9 protein-coding genes are annotated in these 11,648 nt (G+C 52.7%); 1 reads left to right on the plus strand and 8 read right to left on the minus strand.

The genetic code is table 11. From position 1 onward, the window contains the following. Positions 1-7: 7 nt before the first annotated feature. The 7 genes from TH468_RS12075 to TH468_RS12105 all read right to left on the minus strand — a co-directional run bounded on the left by TH468_RS12075 (position 8) and on the right by TH468_RS12105 (position 8,578). Positions 8-1,690: a methyl-accepting chemotaxis protein gene (locus TH468_RS12075; RefSeq protein ID WP_085644431.1), complete on the minus strand. Its 1,683-nt coding sequence runs from the start codon at positions 1,688-1,690 to the stop codon at positions 8-10. A 12-nt stretch (positions 1,691-1,702) separates the two neighbouring features. Then, positions 1,703-2,320, minus strand: a complete 618-nt coding sequence (locus TH468_RS12080; RefSeq protein WP_085644433.1) for a hypothetical protein — start codon at positions 2,318-2,320, stop codon at positions 1,703-1,705. Positions 2,321-2,833: 513 nt separating this feature from the next. Further along, the gene (locus TH468_RS12085) at positions 2,834-3,388 is read right to left on the minus strand and encodes a hypothetical protein (protein ID WP_085644434.1); all 555 of its coding nucleotides are present in this window, start codon (positions 3,386-3,388) and stop codon (positions 2,834-2,836) included. Positions 3,389-3,489: 101 nt separating this feature from the next. Continuing rightward, complete coding sequence (gene clpA, locus TH468_RS12090; protein WP_085644436.1) at positions 3,490-5,811, minus strand: ATP-dependent Clp protease ATP-binding subunit ClpA; 2,322 nt, start codon at positions 5,809-5,811, stop codon at positions 3,490-3,492. A gap of 3 nt (positions 5,812-5,814) precedes the next feature. After that, positions 5,815-6,141 carry an ATP-dependent Clp protease adapter ClpS gene (gene clpS / locus TH468_RS12095; protein ID WP_037988091.1) on the minus strand — a complete coding sequence of 109 codons (327 nt, stop codon included), beginning with the start codon at positions 6,139-6,141 and terminating at the stop codon, positions 5,815-5,817. Positions 6,142-6,402: 261 nt separating this feature from the next. Continuing rightward, positions 6,403-7,611 (minus strand): phasin family protein, encoded by a 1,209-nt coding sequence (locus tag TH468_RS12100; protein ID WP_168177132.1) that lies wholly within the window; start codon positions 7,609-7,611, stop codon positions 6,403-6,405. 304 nt (positions 7,612-7,915) lie between these two features. Then, complete coding sequence (locus TH468_RS12105; RefSeq protein WP_085644440.1) at positions 7,916-8,578, minus strand: hypothetical protein; 663 nt, start codon at positions 8,576-8,578, stop codon at positions 7,916-7,918. Between the two features lie 329 nt (positions 8,579-8,907). On the opposite strand from TH468_RS12105, the gene TH468_RS12110 reads away from it, so the two are divergent. Then, the gene (locus tag TH468_RS12110; RefSeq protein ID WP_065702020.1) at positions 8,908-10,152 is read left to right on the plus strand and encodes a D-alanyl-D-alanine carboxypeptidase; all 1,245 of its coding nucleotides are present in this window, start codon (positions 8,908-8,910) and stop codon (positions 10,150-10,152) included. 71 nt (positions 10,153-10,223) lie between these two features. On the opposite strand, the gene pgmG is transcribed toward TH468_RS12110, so the two are convergent. After that, on the minus strand, positions 10,224-11,639 hold the full coding sequence (pgmG, locus tag TH468_RS12115; RefSeq protein ID WP_085644442.1) for a phosphoglucomutase/phosphomannomutase PgmG: 1,416 nt from the start codon (positions 11,637-11,639) through the stop codon (positions 10,224-10,226). Positions 11,640-11,648: the final 9 nt, after the last annotated feature.

The following is an 11,648-nucleotide window of genomic DNA, read 5'->3' on the forward strand; positions in this document are numbered from 1 at the left end:
GGTTATTTTATACGGCCCTGACGTCGTTCAGGAAGCCGTTCACATGGGATCTCAGTTCGTCATTGGCGGCGGCAAGACGGCCAACACAATCAAGCTGACCATGTGAAAGATCACCGCTTTCCGTTGTTGCCTCGGCCACGTTTTTCACCGCGTTCGAAATGGCGACGTTGCCATTGGCAGCCCCTTCGACACTCCGTGAAATTTCTTCGGTTGCAGCGCCCTGCTCTTCCACCGCACTGGCAACAACCGACATCAGTTCATCAATTTGATGAATGGTTTCGGCAAAGCCGCGAACGGCTTCGGCGGCGGCACCTGTTTCACCCTGCATTTCGGTAATTTTTGCAGTGATCTGTTCGGTTGCCTTCACCGTCTGGGCAGCAAGGTTTTTGACCTCCCCCGCCACCACCGCAAAGCCCTTGCCCGCATCGCCAGCACGTGCCGATTCAATTGTCGCGTTAAGTGCCAGGAGGTTTGTCTGATCAGCAATGTCGCTGATCAGACTGACAACTTCACCAACACTTTGCGCCGCCTCGTTCAGCATTTCGACACGCTGATTGGTGCGTTCGGTTTCCGCAACGGCATGCTGGGTGATTTCGGTAACACGTGCGATCTGCGATGCTATTTCAGAAATCGACGCGGAAAGCTGCGCGGTTGCCGATGCAACGGTTTCAATGTCTCCCGATGATTCTTCGGCCTGCTCAGCCACACTTTTCGCATCCTGATTGGCGCGCACCGAATGTGACGAAAGCGTTTCCGATGCACTGCGGACTTCGTCCAATGCGACATTAACAGCCGAAAGAACTTCCTGGATCTTATGATCGAAACCGGCGGTCAGCGTGCCCATGCGTTTGCTGCGCTCAATCTGGCGTTCGGCTTCGATCCGCTCCTGCTCGGCCATTCGGGCCCGTTCACGGGCGTTCTCACGGAAGACTTCAAGCGATTTCGCCATTGCACCAACTTCGTCGGCACGTTTCATATCAAGGATTTCGATATCCAGATTACCGGAAGCCAGACTTCCCATCGCATCGGTCATCTTGCGGATCGGCGTTGCAATCAGACGCGACAGCGTACCGCCAAACAAAGCAGCCATGGCAATCAGCAAAACAACGCCAATGCCCAGCGTCGATTGGAACAGTATCATTGCCCGTTCGACACGGTTCTCAACATCAAGGTTCATCTCGTCGATGTTTTTCGCCAGCTCCTGCGCAATCATCGATACGCTATCGGACAATTCGCGCGGTTCGCCGGATGCCTCAATCGCGCGGGCGTGGTTGACCGTCAGATAATGGCGCATCAGTTTCGCCTGTTCGCTCGCGATTTCTTCCCAACGATCAATTGCACCATCCATCTGTTCAATCAGATCGGCAATTGTCGGGTTGATGGTGGCGTAAGATTTCAGAACATCGGTACGTATATCGATCTCGGCCAACGATTTTTCGTAGCTTTCAAGCCCGGTACGATCACCGGTTGTCAGGAAATAGACCAGTTCCTGCCGCGCCATAAGATACGAGCGGTCCAGATTGCGATAGTCGCGTTCGAAATCGGCCAGATAATCACGCTGATCATTGGCGGATTTGACCTGGAAGGTCGCAAACATCCCGGCGCCCGCAACCATCAGAATGACCACTATCATCACTGCAAAGCAGGTCGTCAGCTTGGCCGGTATGGAAAGATTTTTAAAGAAGTTCATTGTCCGTCTCCCTTACAACTTCTGACGACGCGCGAGTTCATTAAGATTGACCTCGATCGTGACGGCACCGATTGGCGTCCCTTGCTGATCGCTCATGGTCATATTGAGCTGTGAACGCCAGGTATCAGAATCTTCATCATATTCGGCTTCATCAATGAAGACGGCGTTGGCTCCGTTGGGGAAGGTGTTTTTGAACTTGGCCTCGTCCCCCTGCCAGAAATCGGAAGTGATCGAGCTTTGCCCGACATTAAGGCCGGCAGCGTCCATGACAAATATTTCGGCAAACAGACCACCGGAACGCGCCTGGATCTGTGTCAGATAGCTGGAAAGAGGATTGGTCAAAATGGCTGCGACCAGCGGCTGATCCTCGGCTTCGCGTTCCGCCACCCATTGTTTGTCGGCAGCATCGATCTGATCCTGCGTCATTCCTTTGCGCAAACGGTTCTGTGACGAGATCGAAAGTTCAACCACAGGGTTCGCAAGCCATTCCCTTACACCACGGATGGTGTCATCCGTAATCAACTGATCAGGCGCGCCAGGCAAATCCGACTTGGCATTCGCAGCAGTAATGCCAAACGAAGTGCCAATCATCAGACCCGTCACCATAACAAGGTGTTTTGTCACTTTCATAACGCTTCCTACCCCTCCGTATGTATGAATAAAGCTATCCCTTGGTATAGATTATACAGAGAAAAACCTGTTCATCAACTACTTTTAGGCGCAAGGGGATATATACAGACACGCATACGCCATCCGATATCCCCATATGGGGATGCCAGTTAAGCCATTGGAGGGGCTGAAAGATAATAAAGGGGGGGCAATAAAGAAAAAAGCGGCGGGAAAACCGCCGCTGAGTTTGGTTGGGACACGAGCAAACTGCAGAAGATTACGTTGTTCCAGGCGCAAGATGCGCCCCTGCAAAGAACAACTGTCCGATCACATATATGCATAGGGTGTGCCAGTTTTTGGCATCATCTTGAAATCGCAGAATTTGGCCGATTATTGATTGAAAAAATCTGATAAGACAACTACTTCAAAATTAATTTGCAATTTGCGACATCAATATTTGCAAAATGCAACAATCATTCTTTGCATTTTGCAAAACGCAATTTAAGTCAAATGGCAGCAGGATTGATCTGTAGATCAACCGGCGTTGCGGCGTGCCGGCTTACGCTTTTTCCGGTTTCCGAAATTCAGCAAAGCAGGAGCGTTTTCAATGATTTCCTGAAGAATTTCCTTGGCAATCTCAAGGTCATCCTTGGCACCTTCATCAAGGTGGCTGATATATCGCGGATTGGAAATCATGCGCTCGGCTTCATAAAGCGTGCGAAGCTCGCTTTGAAACATCTCGCGCGCACCAAGCGGCAGAACCGGCTTGGCACTCATCACAAAGAAGAATTTCAGGCTGGTTTTGATCACGATGCGTAGCATCAGAATCTGCAATTTATGGAATTGCTCTTCGAGCTCGTCCTTTTTCGGATGCTTTTCAAGCTTTGCAAGGCGGTCCGTAATCACCAGCGAAAGCGCTTTGAAATTATCGACTTCCTCGCGGAAAGGCCGGTAACCTGTCACTTCCGTTGTATCGACCGTCTTCTCGATCACATCTGCCAAAGCCACAAGCCTGCGCGCCTGCGCTTCAAGTTTGGACAGAAACTTCTCGACTTCATCCCGATATTTTCGCTGTGTCGCCTGGTTCATTGTTTTTATATGCCACCAAAAGCAATTGCCCGAAACAACTGTTCCGGGCAATCACAATAACGCGCCAAAACTTAATGACAAGGTAATCGATCACAGGGCAATCAGTTTGCCATTTCCGGATCTTTTTCCTTTTTCGACCCGCCACCATTTTCTTCTGGATAACGGAAGATAACGGCATCGTCTTCGATATCGACCAGAACAGCCCCGCCCTTTTCGAGTTTGCCAAACAGCAATTCCTCGGCCAGCGGCTTTTTGACGTGTTCCTGAATGACACGCCCCAGCGGACGCGCCCCAAAGGCCGCATCATAGCCCCGTTCGGCAAGCCATGTCCGCGCAGCTTCGGTCAGTTCAATCGAGACATTCCGATCCGCAAGCTGGACCTCAAGCTGCAGGATGAACTTGTCGACAACCATTTTGACGACATCGGGCATCAGATTGGCAAACGGAATTACCGCATCCAGCCGGTTCCGGAATTCCGGGGAGAAGGTCCGCTTGATCGCTTCTTCGTCCTCGCCGGTACGCATTTCGCGTTTGAAGCCGATTGGCGGCTTTGCCATATCCGATGCACCGGCATTCGTTGTCATCACAAGAACGACATTCCGGAAATCAACCGTCTTGCCGTTATTGTCCGTCAGCTTGCCATGATCCATCACCTGCAAAAGAATATTGAACAGGTCCGGATGGGCTTTTTCGATTTCGTCAAGCAGGACAACCGCATGTGGGTGCTGATCAACGGAATCGGTCAGAAGCCCGCCCTGATCAAACCCGACATAGCCGGGCGGAGCCCCAATCAGGCGAGAAACGCTGTGGCGTTCCATATATTCCGACATGTCGAACCGTATGAATTCGATCCCCATGACATGCGCCAGCTGCTTAGTCACTTCGGTTTTACCAACTCCCGTCGGGCCGGAAAACAGATAGCTGCCAATCGGCTTTTCCGGTTCGCGCAGACCGGCACGCGCCAGCTTGATCGCGCTGGCAACAGCCTCAATCGCCTTATCCTGACCAAATACAACGGTCTTGAGATCGCGTTCGAGATTGGCCAACGCCTTGCGATCATCCGTCGACACCGATTTTGGTGGTATGCGGGCAATCTTGGCGACGATTTCCTCGACATCGCGTTTGGAAATCGTGCGCTTGCGCTTGCTTGGCGCCACCAGCATCCGGGATGCCCCGACTTCGTCAATCACATCAATCGCGCTATCAGGTCGCTTGCGGTCATTGATATAGCGTGATGCCAGCTCGACCGCGGACCGAATGGCCTCGTTGGTGTATTTGACGTGATGATGTTCCTCGTAATAGGGCTTGAGCCCCTTGAGGATTTTAATGGTATCTTCGGGTGACGGTTCTTCGACGTCAATTTTCTGGAAACGACGCACAAGGGCGCGGTCCTTTTCGAAATGACCGCGGAATTCCTTGTAAGTCGTCGAACCGATACAACGAAGCGAGCCGCTGGCCAAGGCCGGTTTCAACAGGTTAGAGGCATCCATCGCCCCACCCGATGTCGCGCCCGCGCCAATCACCGTGTGAATTTCATCAATGAACAGAACCGCACCATCAAACTCTTCAAGTTCCTTGACGACCGCCTTCAGGCGCTCTTCGAAGTCACCACGATACCGCGTCCCCGCCAGAAGCGCCCCCATATCAAGAGAGAAAATGGTGGCATCCGCAAGGACCTCGGGGACATCACCATCAACAATGCGACGCGCCAAGCCTTCGGCGATGGCGGTTTTACCGACCCCCGGATCGCCAACATAAAGCGGGTTGTTCTTGGTGCGACGGCACAGGACCTGAATAGTGCGTTCAATTTCGCTCTGGCGACCGATCAACGGATCAATCTTGCCATTCTGCGCCTTGACATTAAGGTTCACGCAATAGGCCTTGAGCGCCTCGCCCTCGCCAGCGGCGGCACCTTCTTCAGCATCGGTTGTCGCACCGGGTGCAACTTCTTCCTCGGCACCACGCGGAATGCGGCGTTCGTTCAGTTCTGGCGCCTTGGCAATTCCATGGGAAATGTAATTGACCGCATCCAGACGGGTCATGTCCTGCAATTGCAGGTAATAGACCGCATGCGATTCACGTTCAGAGAACAGTGCAACCAGCACATTCGCCCCTGTTACCTCTTCTCGCCCGGAAGACTGAACATGAATGGCTGCGCGCTGTATCACGCGCTGGAAACCAGCCGTCGGTTTGGGATCCACCAAACGCGCACTGATCAGGCCGGAAAGCTCGCTATCAGCAAACTCCAGCAGATCCGAACGCAGACGATCAACGTCCACCCGGCAGGCTTTCAGAACAGATAACGCGTCCTGATCTTCGGTCAATGACAACAGAAGATGTTCCAGCGTTGCATATTCATGACGCCGCTCAGAGGCATATGCCAGCGCACGATGTAAGCTTTCTTCAAGGTTACGTGAGAGCATGTTTCACTCCTTCTCTAACGTGCACTGCAGCGGATGCTGATTTTGCCGCGCCAGATCCATGACCTGGTTGACCTTGGTTTCCGCAATCTCGTAGGTGAAAACCCCACAAATTCCGACCCCCTTACGGTGGACCTGAAGCATGATCGCGGTCGCCTCTTCCCGGCCCTTTTCAAAGAACCGTTCAAGCACATGGACAACGAATTCCATGGGGGTGTAGTCGTCATTCAGCAACAACACCTTGTACATGGACGGCTTCTTCGTCTTTGGCCGTGTCTTCGTTACGATCCCCGTATTCGGGAGACCACCACCGTCATTGTCCTGATCACTCATAATCTGCTTACCGGAACCCTTTTGTTCTGCATTGTCTCCATGATAGGTCATTGAACATCTGTTTCAAAGTCCGCAGCGACAAAACGTTTCTAACCTCATCCCAAATTCATGTAGGCCGAGAATTCCGTGCTGCAAGATCATTGATCAAACTTCATCATCTTTGCCGTAAATATCGGTACAAAAAATAAAAACGGACATGGCTGCCAGCCATGTCCGTCCCGATACATTAACTACGGCAAAATCCTAAGTGCGTCGGGTTGCTTACTTGAGCGGAACACCAGCAGCCTTGGACATTGCAGCAAATCCGTCGGTGAAAGCAGCGAACATCATTTTCTGAATCTTTTCGCCTTCGGACATGCCGGACTCGACATAGCGCTTCAATATACGCTCGTTCAGTTCCTGCAGTTCAGAAAGGCTTTCGACCTTTGAAAGCGCTTCGAAATCAGCTTGGGATGCATCAACTTCCCGCTGCGCCCAGGATGCCAGCTCAGCACCAAAGGAACCGCTTTTTTCCATCAGTTCAGATGAAACCTGCCATACGCCTTCGAAACTTTTTTGCTGCGTTTCGATCAGTTCTTCGTATCTGGCCATCATTTGCGTTCCTGCATCGGAGAATATGTCAGCCTGCTCGGTAATCTTTTCTGTCACCTGAGCAAGAACGTCATTGACCGCCGTTAGACTTCCTTCCAGAGCATCCTGGGTTGCTGCAACCATGGTATCGACTTCCGGTGCTTTCCAAAGCTCTGTGAACGGCTCAAGGCTGATCGCACCAAACGCGGGCACATCACCGGCGGCTGTCGGTTGGGCTGCAACCTTTACCTCGACAGCAGCTTTTTGGGTGTCTTTAGCTTTCGTCTCTGCCTTTACCGCCGCTGTCACTTTTGCGGGAGCAGCCTCTTTCTCTTGCTCTGTCACGATGGAGGCCTTCTTTGCTGGGGGGGGCGTTTCGGAAATCGCACCAGATACCTTATCGCTGGAAACCGAAACTTTGGATTCGCTGGCCGCTTTGGGGGCAGACATAACCGTATTCTTTTTCGATGTGGTTGTTGCCTTCGGACGGCTTGCCGGTTTGGGGCCCGCCGTTGTCTTCTTTCTGGCTTGCTCGGGCGCAGATTTGCTTTCCGCTGCTTCTGCTTTTACCGGGTCATCAGCCTTGGCCGGAGCCTCAGCCCCTTTAGCGGCAACAGGTTCTTTCTTCGCCTCCGGCACTACAGCATCCGGTTTTGAAGGCTCCGCAACCGGAGGATGGCGCAATGCCTCTGCCTCAAGCGCGCTTGCGGTTGTGACGACACGCTTCGGCCGCTCTGTTGCAGCCTCGGAAATTTCAGCTGTCTCGACCTTTGCCGGGGAAGCAGCCGACTTTTTACCGCCATCAGAAGCTGTTTTTTGAGGCACTGCCTTTGGGCGAGAGACCTTCACCGGATTAGCATTTGTTGAAGCGGGCGCAGATTTTTTGCGAGGAGTCACCATGTGCCGACCTCCTTGAATTGGGCTTGGCATTCAGAAATTATGTTGCATCGCAACATAACCCTAGATGGAATAGCAGTGCGCCGTCAAGGTTGCTTTGGTGACATTTTAAAAGTCGTGAATGGGTCAAGCACGCCCGGGAGAACGGATTATCTTGATTCTCGGAAACCGATTGTAAAAAACCGGCATACGTTCAACCGCTTAGGCGGGAAATTACGTTAATCCTGATATTCAGGACGCTAAAAAAACAAAAATGGCACGGGTTATGCCGTGCCATTTTCATCGAAGATTCCTGAAACGGATCAGCTTATTTCAGCTGATTTCCCCGCACGGTACGATAGAAATGGCGAGACTCGGCTTTCTTGTCATTCTTGCTGAAAAACGGATCAGGCTGCTTTGGCGCACCGAAAGCTGGCGGCTGTGGAAGTGTTTTTTCCAAACCCGACAGGTTTTCGAGCACATTCGGGAAAGTCAAAGCGCGCAGATCATCCTTGGTAGACGTCCAGGCGGCGAGCGTGATGCTTTGCGATGAACAGCCAATCGCAACCCAGTAATAATCGTCAGAATGCAGGCGCAATCCGTCGCGGCTTTGATATCCGAAACCATCGGCCTGAAGCGCATCGGTCAGTGCAAGATATTGTCCGCGCGACAGGTTTTCCCGCGATTCCGTCCCGCCGAAAGCACCAAGGGGGGCTGTGACCTCGACATTGACCTCGCTTACGTCAAGCGGACCGAATATCCGCGACACCATCTCAAACTGCTCTGCACCGTTCCTGGGAATAAGGTCGTAGCTGCGCGTTTCTTTATAATAATCAGCATTATAGACGATGCGAATCCGTCCTTCTGCATCCCCGGCAGAACATGCGGTTCGAATGTCATCCGCATTGATAAACGAGAACCAGCTACCCTTGCGCACCAGCGGATTTTCGATATCGCTTGTACCGGTAAAACTGCACGCAGAAAGCGCCATCAAACCTGCTGCACACAGCGCGCCACCACTTAAAATTGATGATTTTGTTCTTATGTTACTGACAACAGACATTATTTTTTTACGCATTCGATCCTCGATTTTTAACCTTCTGGCGGATATAAATTGAGTCTGACGAAAAAATAAGACCGCAACAAGGCGACTACTCAGATTATCTGAACAAGCGTTAAGCATTTTTTTAATGCCGCGATGAGACACTAACCATATTTCGTCTTGGGGATCACCGTTAAAGCCGAGCCCGTCAAATGCGTTTTAAGACCCGTCTTGGGCCAAAAGCGATGGCCACCGTTAGTACTGATCAGAGTCGACCGATGTGGCAATCGCAGGGTCGCAGGATTTACTGCGTCCTGTCCGTGATGCTGCTGATCATCGCTGCTGTTGTATTCACAACACCGGCAGCAATGGCACGCACCTATACAGCGATGGTTATCGACGCCGAAACCGGCGATGTCCTTCATGAATATCGCGCCGACCACAAAGTTTACCCTGCGTCACTGACCAAGATCATGACGCTTTACATGCTGTTTGATGCGCTGGATTCCGGTAAGGTATCGCTTTCGACACGCATGGAAGTTTCCAAACGCGCATGGGGACAGGCCCCTTCGAAATTAGGCCTTCAGCCTGGTGAGAAGATTTCGGTCGAGGATGCCATTCTGGCACTCGTTACGAAATCGGCAAACGACATTGCCGTTGTGGTCGCCGAGCATCTTGGCGGAACCGAGGTGAAATTCGCGCAGATGATGACCGCGAAAGCGCGCCAGATCGGCATGAAGAACACCACCTTTCGCAATGCATCAGGCCTTCCGAACCGTGGCCAGTTGACCACAGCCCGCGATATGATCCGGCTTGCGGTTTCGCTGCGCAAGGATTACGGCAACTACTACCATTATTTCAGCACCCAGAAGTTCAGCTATGGTAAGCGCACCTATGGCAACCATAACAATCTTCTGGCGTCCTATTACGGTACGGACGGCATCAAGACCGGCTATATCAATGCGTCGGGCTTTAACCTTGTCGCATCGGTCAACCGCAATGGTCGCCGTTTGATCGGCGTTGTCTTTGGTGGCCGGACAGCGCGGTCACGCGATGACCAGATGAAAAAGCTTCTTGATCAGGCCTATCTTGAACTGAAAAAAGACGGCGAAATCATCGCGCCGCGTCCCCGCATCAGCCCCGATGGCAAAATTCTTCCGGCTGATACCCAGCTTCTGATGGCCAAGCAGAACAACGCCAATGAAGTCGAACAGCCCGGCCGCATTGATACCGAAACCGTTGTCGCCCGCCTGTCGCCGGAAACCGGCGGATGGGGCATTCAGGTTGGTGCGTTCAGCGATCAGCGTCGCGCACAGGAAGCCGTCCTTGCTGCGGCCCGCACAGCGCCGGAAGTCCTTCGGCTGACCCGTGCCGCTGTCGAGCAGCAAAGCAACGGATCGGGTGTTGTTTATCGTGCCCGCCTGCTTGGGTTTGGTGGCGAACAGGAAGCACGCAGTGCCTGTGCTGCCCTACGCAAGGAAAAGGTCGCCTGTATCCCGGTTAATGCCGGTGATGCCGGGTAGACAACCTGCCTCAAATCAAAAAGCCCGCTGAATTTCTTCAGCGGGCTTTTTTGTGCCTTCCAGAAAATGATCTAGTGGCCACCACCGGGTGCAAAGAAATCATCCGAAGTCAGACCGCTTTTTTGCAGCTGTTCGGTTACCTGTGCTTTCAACCGCAGCAAACCGCTTTCATCAGCGGCCTCGCAACGGGCCACGATCGCAGGCTGGGTATTGGAAGCACGCAACAACCACCAGCCGTCATCCGTGCTTACACGCACACCATCAATTCCACTGACTTCAGCACCAGCTTCGGACAAACGACCACGTACTTCTTCGATCAGGGCGAACTTGCGGTCATCCAGGCAGTCGATGCGGGTTTCCGGGGTATTGACGGCCACCGGCATCGCATCACGCCAGTCATCAAGGCTTTTGCCACTCTGAACCAGAATGCGATACAGCCGGACCGCTGCATACATTGCATCGTCATAGCCATAGTAGCGTTCGGCAAAGAAGATATGGCCGCTCATTTCACCGGCAATCGGTGCCTTTGACTCAACCATTTTGGTTTTGATCAGGGAATGGCCGGTCTTCCACATGATGGCGTTGCCACCAAGGCGAGTAACCTCGTCAAACAACGTCTGGCTGGCTTTGACATCGGCAATGATCGATGCACCCGGTAGACGCCCGAGAACGTCGGCAGCATAAATCTGCAGCAGCTGATCGCCCCACAACACACGCCCCTGCCCGTCAACAACACCGATACGATCACCATCGCCGTCAAAGGCGACACCCCAGTCGGCATTCAGCGATGCCACCTTGGCCTTCAGATCGACCAGATTGGCCTCGACCGTCGGGTCCGGGTGATGGTTTGGGAAAGTGCCATCGATCTCGTCAAACAGCAGATGGTGGTTGCCCGGAAGCTTTGCAGTCAGTTTGCGAACCACATCGCCCGCGGCACCATTGCCACAGTCCCAGACAATCGTCATCGGCTTAGCAACATCACAATCAAGTTCCGTCAGTAACCGTTCGACATAGTGGTCTTCGATATCAATGTCGGTAACCGAACCAGTACCGATTTCGAAATCACCCGATGCAGCAATACGGCCCAACTCCTGAATGGCTTCGCCAAACACCGACTTTCCAGCATTGAGCATCTTGAAACCATTGTAATTCGATGGATTATGCGACCCGGTCACCATGATGCCAGCATCGGTTTTCTGGTCATAAACCGTGAAATAGAGCATCGGAGTTGGCCCACGCCCGATCCGGACAACTTCACAACCGGTCGAAACGATCCCTTCGACAAGCGCCCTTGCCAGTTCGGGCGAACTCAGCCGTCCGTCCCGGCCAACGGCAACCCGTTTTCCGCCAGACTGGCGCACTTTCGTTCCGAATGCCTTGCCAAGAGCAAGCGCATCGGCCGCATGCAGGGTTTTGCCCACGATACCGCGCACATCATATTCGCGCAGCACGGAAGGATCAAAATTGTGTCCGGCAGAGATGGTCATAGTTCTAAC

This window comes from Thalassospira sp. MCCC 1A03138, assembly GCF_002115785.1.
Lineage (GTDB): Bacteria > Pseudomonadota > Alphaproteobacteria > Rhodospirillales > Thalassospiraceae > Thalassospira.